The sequence below is a fragment of the Viridibacillus sp. d25.2 genome, assembly GCF_055456015.2.
On record NZ_CM196652.1, the window covers coordinates 2,659,165 to 2,676,255 of the forward strand.

Sequence of the window (17,091 nt, forward strand, 5' to 3'; positions counted from 1 at the left end):
TTATTGCTCAAATTAATTATTTTTTATACAAATTAATCCTTATTTTGTTTTAGGCTCTGTTAAATTCGTTGATAAATTGAGGAAAAATGAGGAAGTTCCTGTTTCTAAGTAACTTCCGAAAATAAAGATCATCTTAGTAGAGAAGAAATCCAATATGTTTCAGATATTTTAAGTTGATTTAATACACTTACAGCAACTTTGGAATTGGCTTCTTCATAATTAAACAATATCCCATTCTCTTCTAAAGACTTTGCTCCTAACCTAAAACGCTCATTTATATGATGAGCATTAACTTTATTTGTAAATGGTCTTTCACGCTCGTTTGGAACAATGGATAGACCCGTTTTAAAGGTGTGGCTACAAAGTATCCTCTCAAGTGTGGTTCTTGCTTGTCGATAGTCGCAGACAGAATCAATTCAAACAAGCATGTTATTAAAGGCTTGTATCATATTTCCCTTTCATATTATTTAATCAAATTTGAGTTGACAAATTAGCAATATTTTAATTAATCAACAAAGTTAATAAAAGTACTTTGAATTAATTAAAACTTTTTGCAAAAAACTCACGTCTTAGTATCGTATACAAATTTGATACGTATCAAGGAGAAAATAATATGTTCAAAAAATGGAAATTGGAGAAAGCGTATATTCAGTTTGTGACTGAAAACCATACAAACTTATATCGCTTTTCATATAGCTATATGAAAAATCAACAAGATGCTTTAGATGTGGTCCAGGAGTCTATACGAAAAGGACTATGTTCGCTTCATATGCTTGAAGATGAGTCAGTAATGAAAAGTTGGTTTTATCGAATTGTAATCAATACTTCAGTTGATAGCATCAGAAAGCAAAAAAAAGTATTTATTATGGAAACAGAAGATGTTGAATTCCATTTACATGGTGCAACAGATAAATATGAGAATATGGATTTAAAAAAAGCGATTGAATCGCTACCACACTCTTATCGCGTTATTATTATGCTTCGCTTTTTTGAAGATATGAAAATTGAAGAAATTGCAAAGGTATTAGAGGAAAATGTAAACACCATTAAAACAAGATTATATAAAGCATTAAAGCTATTAAAAATAGAATTAGAAGATTGAATCCAGGAGGTTCAAAAACATGAAGAGAATGAAACAACTAGTAAAAGAATATCAAGAAGTTGAAATACCAGAGGAAATACAAAAAGTTGTGAAGCATGCATTATATCCATATAAGAAAAGAAAACTTAAAAAAATATATTTAGGAATTGCAGTTGCAGCAGCTTTATTTATTACAAGCGTAAATACAAGTTCTACTATTGCATATGCTTTCTCTGATGTTCCGGTATTAGGAAAAGTTGTGAACTTAATTACTTTTAGAGAGTTTAAAGTTGATGAGGGTACTTATAAAGCAGACTACACATCCCCAGAAGTAAACTTAGAAAACAAAGAGTTAGCAAACAGTCTAAACGAAAAATATTTAAAAGAAAATGAACAATTATATCAAGGGTTTTTAACTGATATGAAAGAGTTGAAGAAAAATGGAGGTGGTCATCTAAGTGAAGAAAGTGGGTTTGAAATTAAAACAGATAACAAGAGAATTTTTTCAATTGGTAGGTATTATGTAAATAATGTAGGTTCTTCCTCAACGACAATGAAATTTGATACGGTTGACAAAGAGCGTCAAATTCTTATAACACTACCAAGCTTGTTTAAAAATAAAGATTATGTGAATGTAATTAGTGAAAATATAAAAGAGCAAATGAGAGCACAAATGAAAGCTGATCCTGAAGTGACATATTGGGTAAGTGGAACTGGTGAAAAATCATTTGATCCATTTAAAAAGATAGTTAAAGAACAAAATTTTTATATTAACAATCAAGGCAAGTTAGTTATTTCATTTGATAAATATGAAGTATCCCCCGGTTATATGGGTGTAGTGGAGTTTATTATTCCAACAGAAGTTATCCAAGATCAATTAGTTAGCAATGAATATTTAAAATAGTATCAAAGAGCAATTAATGTATATAGAAAAATGGGATTTAATGATGTTAATACTTTTATGATAAATACAAACGGCAGTAGTTTTTCGAATTAACTGACTAATAATCACATTCAAATAAATTACTGAGCTAGTTACTAATATCTATAGTCCATATTTTTAATGCATTTTATTTCATTCATTTCCAATCAAATTTCCATGGAAAAATCTCTTAAGATAACCCTGAATATACAGAAATTATTTTTCGTAGTACACCTTTTCGAATTCAAGTATTAATCACTTCAATTTTGTTAATGATAAATAAAGAGGAGGTGTGATACTATGACTCAACAGGTTCTTTGCGAAGTTAATAACTGTACGTTTTGGGGCTCTGGAAACAAATGTACTGCAGCTGCAATTTATGTAGTTAGTCAAAAAGGTAAACAAGCATCCAATAGTGAAGAAACAGATTGTAAAACATTCTCACCAGAAGAAGAACTTAATTAGGATACCATAAGATTGAAGACAAAAGGCAGTTGGATTGAGCTCATTCCAACTGCCTTTAAATTTTTTCTTAATCTTTCTCATTAAACCTTATAAGGACCAAATTTTCACTCCGTAATTGCACCTTGTTTATTGATTTGGAGAAGCGTCCACTCGACTACTGCGGAAATGTCGAGACAGACGAGACCCTACAGGAGCTTAGCGACGAACCGGCTCGGCTCTCGCCCGCGGAAAGTGAGTGGGCAGCTTCGGAAAACCTGATCTATCCTGTATACATAGAAAACAGAAGGTAGCACTTTATTGGTTTAGAGAAGCGTCCGCTCGACTCCTGCGGAAATGTCGAGACAGACGAGACCCTGCAGGAGCGTAGCGACGAAGCGGCTCGACGCTCGCCCGCGGAAAGTGAGCGGTAAGCTTCGGAAAACTGGATTTCTATCTATCTCGTATACAAATAAAAAGACAGTAGAAAACTCGTTTTTTCGAGTACCACAGTCTGAGGGTAACCATTAATATGATTACCCTTTCCTATCCTTATTATTAATAAGTATTAACATTAACCTTTTCATTTTTAAATAATAGGTAGTGGGCATTTTTTACTTTTTCTTCAATATAGTCTAACGAGTAGTTACCAAACGGATCTGTTAAGTCACCGATTGCTCGAGATAGATTATCAATCACAGGACTCAACGTATCAAACTGTTTCTGCTCTTTACATGCATTTATTTCATCCATAATTTCATGGGCTAGATGTTGAACTCTCCGTAAGCGCATTTCTTTTGTATAAATAACATGCTCCTCCTTAATTGACAAACATTTTTGTTTCAATATATGGCAAACAATAGGCGTTCATGAGTAAGTACTAGCAATAAATTCACTTTTTTTCAAGACAAGATGAGTACAACGTCTTTCCTTTAACTCTTTCCACGAATTGAATTTCGCTTTTTTTCACAGTCCAACTTCTAATAAAAACAATTAAATGGAAAATCACAAAATCATAGCTAATTCTTTAACAAATCCGCATTTAACCAAGTTTGATACTTAATACCATAATAGGGTTTTTTAATATTCAGAAATATGATAATATTGATTTATCTAAGAAAGGTGGCGTTTATGATGAAAAACATTACTACAATTCAATATCATAAGAACTTAGGAGAACTGATGGGCGAATAATTAAGCATTTATTTTTCACATGCTTGTTAGCTCGTCCACATTATAGGAGGAGCATTATGCTTAATAAACAAGGATTTAATTTGTGGGCAAATGATTATGATCAAACTGTACAAGTAAGTGAAGATAATAATTTGTATCCATTTGCGGGATATAAACAAATTTTGAGCGCTATTTTTAATGAAGTAATGCAAGAAAAGCAAGCTAGAGTTTTAGATATAGGTTTCGGGACAGGTGTTTTAACAAATAAACTATACGAAAATAATTATCACATAGATGGTTTAGACTTTTCTGCTAAGATGATTGAAATTGCCCAAACTAAGATGCCACAGGCTAATCTAATAGAGTGGGATATATCGAATGGTTTACCCGAACAATTAATGGATAATAAATATGACTTTATTGTAAGTACGTATACATTACACCATTTATCAGATGAAGAAAAGGTCATTTTTATTGAGAGTTTACTACCTTTACTTTCTGAAAATGGAAAAATATTAATTGGCGATATAGCTTTTCAAACACAAGCAGAACTTGAAAATTGCAGAAAAGAAAGCATTGAATATTGGGATGATGATGAATTTTATTTTGTTTATGAAGAAATAAAATCTTCATTACAAAACCTAGCTAAAATTGAATTTCATCCTATCTCTCATTGTGGCGGTCTATTCGTTATTTCAAAGTAAATTATTCTAACAAAAAGATAATTAGTCGATAATTATGACACGACTTAAAGAGATCTACTATGCTAAACAGTAAGTTTACTCATTCATAATAAACTAAAACACATCCTGCAATTCGTTCAAAAATTGTGGGATGTGCTTTTTTGTAATTCCTTCGTTTGAATTTACTTATCCTAATCAATCATTAATAAATCTTTTACTTCTTGTTCTGTCATAGAGGTCAAAGATTCTTCGCCAGTCTGAATTACTTCGTCTATAAGATGCTTCTTTTTTTGTTGAAGCTCATATATTTTCTCTTCTATTGTTCCCTTTGCCACCAAACGGATTACATGAACTTCATTTTTCTGCCCCATCCGATGGGCGCGATCTGCCGCTTGCTGCTCAACCGCGGGATTCCACCAAAGGTCATAAAGTATCACTGTATCTGCACCTGTCAAATTTAGGCCTGTGCCCCCTGCTTTTAAAGAAATGAGAAAAACATTCCCTTCTCCGTTATTAAATCGTTCACATAATTCTACACGATCTTCGGGAGGAGTTTGCCCATCTAGGTAGAAATAAGGTACACCTTGGTAGGCCAAATGGCGTCTAATAATGCTATGCATTTGAGTGAACTGCGAAAAGACTAACACTCTTCTGTCCGAATGACGACATTCATCTATAATTCCCTTCAATTGTTCGAACTTTGCTGAACTTCCTGTATAGTTATCAACAAATAAAGAGGGATGGCAACAGATTTGGCGTAGTCTAGTCAGACCAGCTAAAAATTTGATGCGATTTTTTTGAAAACTACCATTTCTTAAATGCTTCAAAGTTTCGTTTTTCAATTCAGCTAAATATGCTGCATATAATAGTTTTTGCTTTTCTTGTAACTCCGAAAATTGCATAGTTTCAATTTTATTTGGTAACTCTTTCAAAACTTCTTTTTTCAAACGTCGTAATATAAAAGGACGTACTCTTTTCGCTACATTATCTCTACTTAATTCGCTAAAAGCCCTTCTATTAGGCAATAATCCAGGAAACACGATGTGAAATATAGACCAAAGCTCATCTAAAGAGTTCTCTATTGGCGTTCCTGTAAGTGCAAATTTGTAATCTGCCTGAATCATTTTTACTGATTTTGCGGTTTTGGTAACTGGATTTTTAAACGTTTGAGCCTCATCCAAGAACAATGTATGAAATGTCTGGTTTCGGTAAAGGGCTAAATCCATTCGTAGTGACGGATAAGAAGTAATAATAACATCTGCTTCAATAGATTCCTTCCATAAGGACATTCTTGTGACTTTATTGCCCGCAATAATTTGCACATTTATATGAGGAGTAAATTTTTCAAACTCATTCTTCCAATTATAGACGAGAGACGACGGTGCAATTATTAATATTGGCTTTTTTTGAGCACGGACATCTTGTAGTACTGACTCGATAAAAGCAATGCTTTGAAGTGTTTTTCCTAGCCCCATGTCGTCCGCAAGAATGCCCCCGAATTTATATTTAGCCAGCATCTTAAACCAACCATAACCAACTTTTTGGTAATCGCGAAGTACTGGAGTTAAAGCACTTGGTACTGCACTCTCTATTTTTACGGGATCTTTTAAGTTTTTTATAAGCTTAACGAAGTTTTCACCTGGATCCACTAAATTACCTTGTTCAAGTGAATCGATTAATTGCATCCCCTGAATTAATGGAACTCGTATTTCTTCTCCTTGTATATCTCTTGCAGATAGCTCCAAATCGCTTATTACTTGGTGTAGCGCCATGAATTCGGGGGTTTCTAATGATACTAATGTGCCATTAGGAATTCGGTAATACTTTCTTTTTTCCTCTAATGAGGTTAGTATATTTTGAATTTCTGATTCTGAGATTCCCTTGATGTCAAAACGGAATTCAATCCAATCTGTTCTTTCTCCGACCTCAACTTTTATCCTCGGACCTGTATACCCTTTATGGATACGCATCTTCACAGAGGTTGTCGCATAGATTTGAACCAATTTTTCTATGTCAGCAATGTTATGATGCAAAAATTGATATTCCGCTTCTTCATCGTATAAATAAAATCCACCAGGTGTTTGAGTAAAGGAGTTTTCAAGTAATAGCTTAATAATTTGTTCTTCTTTAGTACGCTGACGCATAATTCCTGGAATATGTGGATATGGTTGATCCGTTTCTTCACAAGGGTTGATGACGACTTGGTCATAATGGAACTCCAAACCTGCTAGCAATCTATGCCTTACTCGGTCCAGAAATAATTTGGCTTTTAGAGGCGTTTCCCCCATTCTTTTTGAAACGCTTTCGCCAATAGTCACCTGCCCTAACTTCATCAAACCAGGTATAACATTTGTCATAAAATGTTCTATTTGATTTTCTGAAATAACGAGCTGGTGTTTTCCAGACTGATCTAACATTTCTTTTAATTCTGCTAAACGATAACAGTCTTCCTGAGGAATTTTGTACAATATGCCCTCTGAGAAGGCATATCCATATGCTTTTAATACGGTTATCTGTTCTAGTCCTTTAACTTTCAGGTGGTAGTCAATTGTATGGGCTTCATCAAACTGAAAACCTAAAGGAAGTTCTTGACCAAACTGGACACCTTCATAAACCTTATTTCCTATCTTAAATCGTACTGCCGATGCCTTAATTAATAGGGGTATCAATTGCTCCCAATCCGTAGCAGAAATTAATATCATCTCATCATGTAAGTCCATATTATTTTTCACACGTTGGCTTCTTATCAAAAATTGTAGGATATCATCCGATTCTCTTAGAAAGCTGTGATGCTCAGGTACATATATTAATCCTGGCGAATATTCAAATGGTTCTCTCTGCTCAAGTCTTTTGAGAAACTGTGATACATTCGTGATGTCATGTAATGCATTAAAGCCTACCCTTACCTGAATTCCGAATACATACTCCTCGCTATTCAGTAAAACTGGCAGGCACGTAAATTCAACATTAAGAGACTGCCTATTATCAAAATGCAATCGATGGGCACTTGGTTGCTTCGTTTTATTTTCAAATAAGCCTAGCATTCTGTTAGTCAAGGCGTTTTCAACTTGCTGCATCTCTTCAATAGCTAATAGGACCGCTGCAATATGCTGACAATAGGTTTTGACAAACCCAATTGGCGGACAACTACACTTGGCTGTGATTTCTCCATCAGGATCTACTTCTACCGTGACATCAAAATCAGTTCCCGCTTTTACACAGGCTTCAATTATCGAATCACCTTGTTGAAAAGAATGAACATTTACTTTTCCCGTCTGGTAATAAGATTTACCCTTTTTAAAAGCGACTTCACCACACAAATTCTTTATCTTTGTTTCATTAATTAAAAAATCCATCATTCGGTCCTTTCTCGGCTTCGATAATACTCTACACGTATTCATATTTAATAACTGATAATTTATTTTCTCATACAAATCATCTAAGGCAAAACATGTTTGCTTGTCATTAACATTCGGAAATAACTATTTTTAAGTAAAAATCAGTTTATAATTACTTCTCTCTATTAACTTAAATATAAGCTATGTAAAATCTTGATGTTGATTATGACCAAAGAAAAAACGTCCACAAAAAGAGGGCAATGAAAAAGTCCATAAAATGAATTTTAGCCATGGCGGAAACGATTAATCGTTTCTGCCATGGCTTTTTCTTCAATGCCGTTAATTTCCGTTCCGGCGGGCGCTCCTTTGTGCTTGCACAAAGAACCCCTTTCCGATTCCTTGACATCCGCCGGAGGCTTTAACTTCTTTCAGCGGGTGTTTGGACACCCGCTGAAAAGCAGCTTAAATCCGCATTCACCTCACCACCTATAGAGGCGGGAGACTTCTGCTGAAAAAAGTTAAAAAGACTTGGCAAGACGGAATCCAAGGTCGTCTATGAAAAACGATGGATGGCTACGACGACGACACGTTGCTCCACACCCCCTAGTCTCTTCAGCCCAGCTACCTCCTCGGAAAATTCGGTAGGAGCCGTACACTTCTTCATCATATAAATCCCAACACCACTCCCAAACATTTCCTAACATATCATGTAGCCCCCATGCATTCGGTTCCTTTCTTCCTACTTCCTGAATTTTGCCTCCTGAATTTTGGTTATACCAGGCAATCTTATCAAGCTCTCCGTACCTATAACCAGTAGTCCCTGCCTTACATGCATATTGCCACTCTGCTTCTGAAGGAAGCCGATAGCCGTTAGATTTCCAATTACAAATAATGCTTTCACTATCATTACTTATAAAATAACACTCTTCCAATCCAGCTTTTTTTGAAAGTAGATTACAAAAAGAAATAGCATCATTCCAAGAAATATTTACAACCGGTTTAAGATCCTCATCAAAAGAATTAGATGATTTATTTGTAATAGCAAAGTAGAAATTCATAGTTACAGGATACCTAGCAAGAAGAAACGGTCTTATTTCAACATTCCATCTACTTTTTATTCTATCGTCTCTTAATTCTATTTCTCCTCCTGGAATTTTCACCATTGGGTAGTCAATGTAATTCTTTATTTTATTTGTCACCTTACCTTCCTCCTAATGATCATGATTTTATAAATTACACAGCAATCCATCTATATTTTCAGACCACTGAGATAACTGTTGACGTTTTGATATATTAGTAAAGTTCAAATATCAACAATAAGTTATAACATAGCCTAAATAAAAAATGACCAACCCACGGGGCAAGTCATTTACTTGGAATTCAGACAAATCTACTTCATGATTACATCGAGTTACGAAATAGCTTTTAAGAATTAAAAAATAATTATTATTATGTAAATACTATTCAACTTTATTTGTCAGCATTATTTTCCGATGGGAAGCAAATAGTTACAGTAGTCCCTTCATTTATTGAACTTTGGAAGTCAATGGTTCCTTTATATTTTGCTGCAATATTAAAGCAAATCATCATACCTAATCCTGTCCCTTTGCTTTTTAAAGAGTAAAAAGGAGTACCGAGACATTCAACTTCTTTTTCAGACATTCCGCGTCCATGATCTATTACTTGAATTTCTACAAATTCTTTTTTCTTTCCACCTTTAACAATAACGGAATCGCCAATATCAGAAGCCTCTATTGCATTTTTTATCACATTAATAAGCAATTGTTTTAACTCTATATTGTTCGCTGCGATATAACAATCTTCTGTTATGTCTAATTCAATATTATTATTATTTAAAAGCCCATATGAATTTAGTAAATCGGTTACGCTTTGAAGGACAAATTTTAAATTCACTGATTCAATATTTAAATTCTCTTCTGGTTTCGCAATAGATAAAAATTGCGATACCACACTCTCAGCTGTATTTAATTCATCAATCATCAAAGTAAATTGGCCTTTTATAGAATCATTAAATTGTGAATCTTTTTCATATAGCTGCAAAAATCCTTTAACAACTGTTACAGGATTTCTAATTTCATGAGCAACAGCTGCTGCTAATTGTCCAGCTGTCTTTAAACGCTCTGCTCCTTTCATTTGTTCATAATATAACTCTTGTTCTTTGATACGCAAATTTGTCAAATAGTAAATAAAATAAATGAGAACTTGACTACCTAAATAGTTTAAAATGTTCCCTACTACGTCTTGATTTATATAAATATATAAATCTCCCCGATCAAGTAACGCAATAAAACCAAACGTTAATGCTATTAATATAGTGTTTATAACTAAAGAAAAATAAAAGAGCTTAGAATCGAAAAACATAATAGCAACTGCTGGAATAAAACAGAGAAAAATAAAGTTCGACCAAGTCTCAGGATATAAAAAGAAAATACTATAAAAGTAGATGAAGGCTTCAATAATAATAATTGTTCTAAAACCATGCGTCCCATACTTAGGGTAGAGCAATAAACTTATAGAAATAATTACAACAAATGTTAAATGAATTGCAAAACCAATTCCTAGTTCACCATAAATGGGGTTTTTAAGTAACAGCCCCATAGTCATAATCGTTATTACTAATAATACTGTAAAATAATATACCTTCTGATTATTACGTATATAAGTCTTATACATACAAACTCCTTTTAATAGTATTTCAACTTTCCAAGTAAGGCGTAAAATATCTAATAAACGAACAAATAGAAAAAGGAAGCTTCTTTTTTGTAAAATGCATTACTACAAACAAATCACAGAAAAAGATCTTCCACACGATTAAGTTTACACCAGTTTTCGACCAAGCTCTAGTAAAAAAAGAAGATATTAGCTATTTTTTTGTATAAAACACGCATCAGATGTAAAAACAGACTGAACAAGCTTTCTCTCAGATAAATGACAAAGACCTTCTTATTTTCGGAAAATAGTATTTCTGTTGTTGGATCAATCTCATCAGTTAGATGATAAAAGTTGTACGACCATTTCCACATTCAAAAACGACAAGTTAATCACCAACGAATAAATCAGTCGTAAATACACCAAATAAACATCTGAATATTCAACATTCTTGTTTTAATGAACATAAATGAGACTATTTAGTAGAGCATAAATCATACAGAGATAATAAGAGAGCAAAACTTCTTGGAGAAGAGATATCTGAATTGGATAAAAAGTTAGAACTAGAAATTAAGAAAATAATACAACGTATGAAAAAAGTAGAAGAGAAAATAGAGAAGATTCTTTAGCGGTTCTACGAAGTTATGTTTATCTTCTGAAGCATGTGAAATAAAAACATCATACTCTTTATTTGAGCTAAAACTAAATGCCTCTGTTTGAATAGTTTGGGATTTATAATTACTGGTATTTTAAAAGGCATTCTTCGGAATGCCTTTTTTAGAGGATTTTTGGTTATTTTCATCTGGTGTAAATGTGAATATAAAGGTAAGTATATTTTTGTTATAGGTTTTATAAGAGTTATTTATTTAAGTGTAACCAATTCAATCATTTTAAATAAGTAATCAATAGAAGGCTGTTTTACGGGCTATAATCGTGATAGAAAAGATAATGACCTAAATTTTTAAAAAAATTAACTGAAATTAATAAATAATAATTAAGTGTTGGATTTTTTATTTTTATTGAATTTTATTGTGGAGTCAATTGCAATTAGTGTCGTTATAATTACCCCGAACATCCAGAAATAGCTAAAATTATTTTCTTCTAAAATTCCTCGAATGACAAGACTCCCTGAAAGAATTGCTAAAAAAGCATTAATATAAATATTTATGTAATAATACTTTCCTAATTCTCCTCTTTTTATATAATTTTTCAATTTGATTCCCTTCCTATTCCGCTGAAATAAAAGTTTCGATATACTATTAGGAGTATATCTTTTTTAAAAAAATTATAAATATTGTAGTTATACTAAATAGAACAGCTATTCCACCGTCTGAGAGCGTAAAATATCTTGTGTAAATGAATAAATAGAAAAAGGAAGACATTTTCTTGTAGAATTAAATCACCACAACACAATTCACAGAAAAGAGGTCTTACCTATGAATCAGTTTACATCAGATATTGTCCAAGCTCTAGTAAAAAAAGAAGATATTAAGGAAGTCTTTCACACGCACCTAGAATCTGCCGTAAACGCGCTCTTAGCGAGCGAATTAACATATTTCTTAGACTACGAAAAGTACGACCGTATTGGCTTCAACTCTGGAAACTATAGAAATGGAACCTATTCACGTACGCTTCACACAGAATTTGGTGATCTTCAAATTACCATTCTACGTGATCGTACGATGAATTTAACAACAGACTGTGAGTCCATATTAGCGTTAAAATAATACGCTCGAATCGTTTTGTCATTCATATGTTCCAGAAAGGTGTAACGATGACGGAAATCTATGATTTAATGGAGAAAATGTATGGTCATCATTACACACCACAAACGATTTCGAATATGACGAAAGCGATGTCTGGACAGGTAGAAGCATTCCAAGCTCGAGCGCTCTCCTTTAACATTTAATATAAATTACCGTATAAATTACCGAAATTCAACTGCCCCATTATCTGATGCCATTTCAAAAGCTTTTTGCCAATTATGGTATAAGTCAATCCAGTATTCTCCGTCATCCAATGTATCTGCGAAGTCTTTTGCTTTCTCCGCATTATCATAGAAGTCTTTTGCTAATTTTTTGGCTACTACAAAGCCAATAACACCTTCATTGTCTGCAAAATTTATTAGTTCTTGAAATGCTTCATTGTTTGAAAATTGTTCTAACTTTGAACGCCACCAGTAATAATCACTGTAACTACCTGCTTGGAACCTAAATACTTCTGCCCATGTATAAACTTTTTGCGAGTCAATACCTTCTGCACGACCAGGAAAATATTTTTCCGACCAATCCATACTATCTCCTGGCTTCCATTCCGTTGCCCAATTTAAAAGTTCTCCCTCCTCATTAAATTTAGGGTCTAAAACAACCGTTAAATTCCTGTATGTTTTAATATCTAATCCCATTTCATTCATCCCCTTAAATTTATTTATTATTAAGAACTGACTAATTTACAATTTCCTGCCGATTACTCTCCAACCCACGCTTAACCACTAAAGCCTAGTGAATAATCTCGTAATCTAGTAATCCAATTCGACCAACTTTTATTTTGATAATTCCCACAATTCCAAGTGCATGTTAGCCTTTGATTTCTTTTATGCTCATTCAGTCACTCCATAAAACTTCGGCTGCTTGATTAAATAACCATTCTCAAGTAGCCATGAATAAAGTTCTTTCTCACCGATATCAATACTGTTCTGTTTTTATAACTCTGCTAACTCACTAATCTAGTTAGATGTTTGACTGGCAGCTACCGAATCTCGGGTAATACTTTTGGCTGTTGTTATAGAATGACCATCCCTGCTTTTCGACATTTTATTTTCTCCTCTTTTAATCGAGTTACTATTTTAATGATTGCATCTGGATTCAACAAAACTTGTTCAATACAGTCTGGTGTCATGTATGCTCCGTGTTTTCTTAAAGATCGAAGAACTTCTAATTTCCCCATCATTTGAAACGTTTTACTATCCGAACTTCGATGAAAGAACTTAACTGTACATATCTCGATTTTGACCTGAAACGTTGCTGTGTTGTATTATTTAATCCTCTTCCCCTTACACACACCAGTAGATTCTAAATCATGGTCTTGGTATATTACTGTTGCTGGGTGAGAGTAGAGCATTTAAGTAAGTTTCATTTGTGCATTTTTTACACAATTTTAAACAAAAAAAATTCGTCCATTCAATATCTAAAACAACACCTATAGATTGTGCAACTTTTACACTTGGTATTAAACCATTCTCTATCTTGGTGTAATAAGAACGTTCTATTCCTACTTCATCCGCTACTATTTGTTGTGAAAAGTTCAATATCTTGCGTCGTTCTTTTAAAATATCAGTGAACATCCCGTCACCTCCTTTTGTATTTATTACACATAATATATCGTGCATTTTTTGCACAGTCAACTGTTTTTGTGTATTTTCCACACAAATTAATTATAGTGCATAAAATTCACTTATAATAACCAAAGAGAAGGAGTTGATTGAGTTGGAATTTGGCGAAGTCTTAAAACGATTAAGAAATAGTAAAGGGTTATCCCAAAAAGAACTAACAGATAGACTTTTATTAAATCGTTCAACGTATGCCCGTTATGAAACTTCTTCAACACAACCGGATTTTGAGACTTTAAAAAAATTAGCAGACTTTTATAATGTAACTGTAGATTACCTATTAGGAAGAACAGACTCTCCTACTCCATCACCACTCTATAAGGATAAAAAAGAGTCCCAGGCATTCGTAAATGATCCATCGTTGCAGAAATGGTATAAAGAGTTGCCGAAGTCTAGTGAAGAGGATTTACACAAGTTACGCAAGATGTGGGAGATTTTGAAGGATACCAATGATATTTAACACGATTTATAATGATGTCACTGGGTATTAATTTTTTACTATTATTATAAATAATAATTAAAAATAATCTTATAAATGATTTTATGAGGTGATAATATGAAAACAAACATTTATTTAAACAATGAGAGATTTATTGCAGGAACAACCCTAAAAGACGAAACTGCATTTGAAAGCAACAACATGGCTCTTCACGCATGTGTTAATCAAGATTATGTGATAGAGAATCGAAAAAAATTAGCTACTTCCTTGAATTGTGATGTAGAGACTTTCGTTTGCGCCAATCAAACGCATAGCTCGAATTTCCATAAGGTCACACTCGCTGATAAAGGCCGTGGTTCTAATCGTACTGATACCGCCATTACAGATACCGATGCACTATATACTTATGAGCCAAATCTATTATTATGTTCTTTTACTGCTGATTGTGTCCCGGTTATTTTTTATAATGAAGTAACTGGCCTTATTGGCGTGATTCATTCTGGGTGGCAAGGTACAGTAAAAGAAATATCCTTAAACGTTTTTAATCATTTAATACATGTCGAAAACTGTAATCCAATTGATTTACATATTCATATTGGTATGGCTCTTAGCCAAGAAAAGTTCGAAGTTGACACAGATGTATATGTAAAATTCAAAAACCTTGGCTACGCAGATGATTTTATCTACTATAATGATGAAACTCACAAGTATCACATTGACAATCAACAAACCGTGAAAAAACAATGTGAGCTGGCAGGAATCCCGTCTGATCGAATAATAATTGATCAAACTTGTACGTATTTAAGCCCGGAAGGATTTTCATATCGTCAAGATAAAAAAGCTGGAAGACATTTGAGTTTTATTATGAAAAAAGAAGAAGAATAAAATTGGAGCGGACTCAAATGTATCATTTTGAGTCCGCTCCTTTCATTGTTGCTTTGGAATAAAGTTTGTTTATTTTCTAGTAATTCTTCTTCAACCAAAGTCCCCGTTCGTATGATAAGGTCCGTCAGAGATAAACTCTTGAAGAATATGTGTAGAATTTATTCCTCTTTTAACATCCACTAATCCTTCATTCACCAAAAATTCAGTGTGCTATATCATTCATCTGGAATCCTGCCAAAAATACTGTATTTTCATTGTCATAACCTTAGTCTTTTTCCGAAGCCATTGCATCTGCTTTGGTAACATGAACAGTCCCAAACGGATGATTAGGAGGTGCATATATCGAGTAAAGTTTTAGAGGGACATTACCTGTATTTGTTACATTATGCCATGTACCAGCAGGGATCATTATTGCAAAATCATCGTAGGCATTTCTTTCAAAATTTAAATTATCTTTACTCTTACCCATTTGAACAAGCCCCTGGCCTTGTTCAATACGTAAGAATTGATCAACGTTAGGATGTATTTCCAAACCGATATCTTCCCCAACCTTGATACTCATTAAAGTAACTTGTAAATGTGTTCCTGTCCATAAAGCAGTACGATACGTATTATTTTGCTTCGTTGCTTCATTGATATTAATGACAAATGGTTTTGGACCATAATCAGTTAACCAGAATCTATCATCACCATTGGAAGAGCGATAAAAATCAAATCTGTTTGAATGTTCTATCGCATTAGGATAATTCCAGTAAACTGGTTGTCTGTTATAGGTATACATTGGTACATTAGCATAATAAGTACATGGATACATATAAGGAACATAGTACATTTCCCTCAATCCCTTCACAGTTATAAAAATAGTTTATGCAACTTATTAACTTAATGTACTTAGATTCAAGAAGACTTATTTAAAGAAGCGTTTTCAGCCTAAAACACTTAATTTAATCAATTATGCCTCGGCATAATTGCGTCCGGAATCGGCTTTGTGCTTGCACAAAAAACTCCTTTACGATTCCGTGACATCCGCCGGAGGCTTTAACTTCTTTCAGCGGGTGTTTGGACACCCGCTGAAAAGCAGCTTAAATCCGCATTCATCTCACCACCTATAGAGGTGGGAGACTTCTACTGAAAGAAGTTAAATAACCCGATTGTTTACAGAAATCAACCAAGTACTCGCCCGCTAATGTACGTATATTTCTTCACAATCTATATAGTGACATTAACAAATATCCAATAAAGAAATCACCTCAACTCTAAGAAATCTATAGAGGTGAGATGATTTTTATCAAATTCCATTATAAATGATCAAACTTTTTACAAAGTAACATTTATTCATAGAGAATAATTTCATCAAACAAATAAATTTTATCTCACAACTTTCTTGAAATATTGATAAATTTTTTCTAACTTTTTTGTTTGTCTTCCCTTTGGACTTTCCATATTACCAAATTCAAAAAACTTTACTCTTTTAATTCCTACAAAATTGAATAACGCTTTTCTCATCAATACCTTATGTGCATTATTCAACCATAAAAGTGGATACTTTGCAGGCCCCTTCATGGTGGATACACAAACGACGGACTTCCCTTTCAAAAGCCCCTCTGGTAACAGGCCCTTCTTATCACGGTAGGCAAAATTCGCAGCGAATAATTGGTCAATGTAACCCATTAGCATTGCAGGGGGCCTCCCCCACCAGATTGGATAAACAAAGACTATTTTATCAGCCCAAGTAATTTGATTGCGATATTTCTCGAAAGAAGGATCACAATACATATCTCGTCTTCTTTTACTTTCATTAAATACTAGAAGTGGATTAAAGCCCTCTTCATATAAATCTAAAACCTGTAACTCTTTTATATTAGGATTTTCATTACTACCTTTGATGATTTCTTGTAAAAATGCATAATTTAAGCTTTTATGATTCGGATATGTATAAACTATTAGTGTCTTCATAATGCACCCCTTTACTTATCATTTGATAACTAAAATGTACCACTTAACCATCTTAGTTGTCAAATGATAATTGTTTTATGACAACCATTCTGTTATCTTCACTGTAAGAGGTGAA

General features: G+C 33.4%; 16 protein-coding genes and 1 pseudogene. 7 read left to right on the plus strand and 10 right to left on the minus strand.

Annotated elements, in window-relative coordinates; translation table 11 throughout:
• Nucleotides 1-613 precede the first annotated feature (613 nt).
• The 3 genes from sigV to ACZLO7_RS13255 all read left to right on the plus strand — a co-directional run bounded on the left by sigV (nucleotide 614) and on the right by ACZLO7_RS13255 (nucleotide 2,468).
• Nucleotides 614-1,102 (plus strand): RNA polymerase sigma factor SigV, encoded by a 489-nt coding sequence (sigV, locus tag ACZLO7_RS13245; protein ID WP_464937569.1) that lies wholly within the window; start codon nucleotides 614-616, stop codon nucleotides 1,100-1,102.
• Between the two features lie 19 nt (nucleotides 1,103-1,121).
• A complete protein-coding gene (gene rsiV, locus ACZLO7_RS13250; protein ID WP_464937568.1) occupies nucleotides 1,122-1,985 on the plus strand; it encodes an anti-sigma-V factor RsiV in 864 nt (287 codons plus the stop codon).
• A gap of 318 nt (nucleotides 1,986-2,303) precedes the next feature.
• Entirely contained in the window at nucleotides 2,304-2,468 is a 165-nt protein-coding gene (locus tag ACZLO7_RS13255; protein WP_464937567.1) for a DUF1540 domain-containing protein, read from the plus strand.
• A gap of 534 nt (nucleotides 2,469-3,002) precedes the next feature.
• Here the strand turns inward: ACZLO7_RS13255 and ACZLO7_RS13260 are convergent.
• Nucleotides 3,003-3,236, minus strand: coding sequence for a hypothetical protein (locus ACZLO7_RS13260; protein WP_464937714.1), 234 nt, complete (start codon nucleotides 3,234-3,236; stop codon nucleotides 3,003-3,005).
• 458 nt (nucleotides 3,237-3,694) lie between these two features.
• Between ACZLO7_RS13260 and ACZLO7_RS13265 the strand changes: the two genes are divergently transcribed.
• A complete protein-coding gene (locus tag ACZLO7_RS13265; RefSeq protein WP_464937566.1) occupies nucleotides 3,695-4,321 on the plus strand; it encodes a class I SAM-dependent methyltransferase in 627 nt (208 codons plus the stop codon).
• A gap of 170 nt (nucleotides 4,322-4,491) precedes the next feature.
• On the opposite strand, the gene ACZLO7_RS13270 is transcribed toward ACZLO7_RS13265, so the two are convergent.
• The 4 genes from ACZLO7_RS13270 to ACZLO7_RS13285 all read right to left on the minus strand — a co-directional run bounded on the left by ACZLO7_RS13270 (nucleotide 4,492) and on the right by ACZLO7_RS13285 (nucleotide 11,521).
• Nucleotides 4,492-7,656, minus strand: a complete 3,165-nt coding sequence (locus tag ACZLO7_RS13270) for a DEAD/DEAH box helicase (protein ID WP_464937713.1) — start codon at nucleotides 7,654-7,656, stop codon at nucleotides 4,492-4,494.
• Between the two features lie 500 nt (nucleotides 7,657-8,156).
• On the minus strand, nucleotides 8,157-8,801 hold the full coding sequence (locus ACZLO7_RS13275; RefSeq protein WP_464937711.1) for a formylglycine-generating enzyme family protein: 645 nt from the start codon (nucleotides 8,799-8,801) through the stop codon (nucleotides 8,157-8,159).
• Between the two features lie 307 nt (nucleotides 8,802-9,108).
• Nucleotides 9,109-10,332 carry an ATP-binding protein gene (locus tag ACZLO7_RS13280; RefSeq protein ID WP_464937565.1) on the minus strand — a complete coding sequence of 408 codons (1,224 nt, stop codon included), beginning with the start codon at nucleotides 10,330-10,332 and terminating at the stop codon, nucleotides 9,109-9,111.
• A 970-nt stretch (nucleotides 10,333-11,302) separates the two neighbouring features.
• Nucleotides 11,303-11,521, minus strand: a complete 219-nt coding sequence (locus ACZLO7_RS13285) for a hypothetical protein (RefSeq protein ID WP_464937564.1) — start codon at nucleotides 11,519-11,521, stop codon at nucleotides 11,303-11,305.
• A gap of 223 nt (nucleotides 11,522-11,744) precedes the next feature.
• Between ACZLO7_RS13285 and ACZLO7_RS13290 the strand changes: the two are divergent.
• Nucleotides 11,745-12,205, plus strand: a pseudogene (locus tag ACZLO7_RS13290) (transposase); the annotation flags it as partial.
• Between the two features lie 30 nt (nucleotides 12,206-12,235).
• Here ACZLO7_RS13290 and ACZLO7_RS13295 read toward each other — a convergent pair.
• From ACZLO7_RS13295 to ACZLO7_RS13305, 3 genes are all read right to left on the minus strand, one after another.
• Nucleotides 12,236-12,712 (minus strand): hypothetical protein, encoded by a 477-nt coding sequence (locus ACZLO7_RS13295; RefSeq protein ID WP_464937563.1) that lies wholly within the window; start codon nucleotides 12,710-12,712, stop codon nucleotides 12,236-12,238.
• 377 nt (nucleotides 12,713-13,089) lie between these two features.
• Nucleotides 13,090-13,257: a hypothetical protein gene (locus ACZLO7_RS13300; RefSeq protein WP_464937562.1), complete on the minus strand. Its 168-nt coding sequence runs from the start codon at nucleotides 13,255-13,257 to the stop codon at nucleotides 13,090-13,092.
• Nucleotides 13,258-13,384: 127 nt separating this feature from the next.
• Entirely contained in the window at nucleotides 13,385-13,651 is a 267-nt protein-coding gene (locus tag ACZLO7_RS13305; RefSeq protein WP_464937561.1) for a helix-turn-helix transcriptional regulator, read from the minus strand.
• A gap of 142 nt (nucleotides 13,652-13,793) precedes the next feature.
• On the opposite strand from ACZLO7_RS13305, the gene ACZLO7_RS13310 reads away from it, so the two are divergent.
• Both ACZLO7_RS13310 and pgeF read left to right on the plus strand, forming a co-directional pair.
• Nucleotides 13,794-14,156 carry a helix-turn-helix domain-containing protein gene (locus ACZLO7_RS13310; RefSeq protein WP_464937560.1) on the plus strand — a complete coding sequence of 121 codons (363 nt, stop codon included), beginning with the start codon at nucleotides 13,794-13,796 and terminating at the stop codon, nucleotides 14,154-14,156.
• A gap of 96 nt (nucleotides 14,157-14,252) precedes the next feature.
• Nucleotides 14,253-15,020 carry a peptidoglycan editing factor PgeF gene (gene pgeF, locus ACZLO7_RS13315; RefSeq protein WP_464937559.1) on the plus strand — a complete coding sequence of 256 codons (768 nt, stop codon included), beginning with the start codon at nucleotides 14,253-14,255 and terminating at the stop codon, nucleotides 15,018-15,020.
• A 265-nt stretch (nucleotides 15,021-15,285) separates the two neighbouring features.
• On the opposite strand, the gene ACZLO7_RS13320 is transcribed toward pgeF, so the two are convergent.
• Nucleotides 15,286-15,852 carry a cupin domain-containing protein gene (locus ACZLO7_RS13320; protein WP_464937558.1) on the minus strand — a complete coding sequence of 189 codons (567 nt, stop codon included), beginning with the start codon at nucleotides 15,850-15,852 and terminating at the stop codon, nucleotides 15,286-15,288.
• Nucleotides 15,853-16,388: 536 nt separating this feature from the next.
• On the minus strand, nucleotides 16,389-16,976 hold the full coding sequence (locus tag ACZLO7_RS13325; RefSeq protein WP_464937557.1) for an NAD(P)H-dependent oxidoreductase: 588 nt from the start codon (nucleotides 16,974-16,976) through the stop codon (nucleotides 16,389-16,391).
• Between the last annotated feature and the right edge of the window lie 115 nt (nucleotides 16,977-17,091).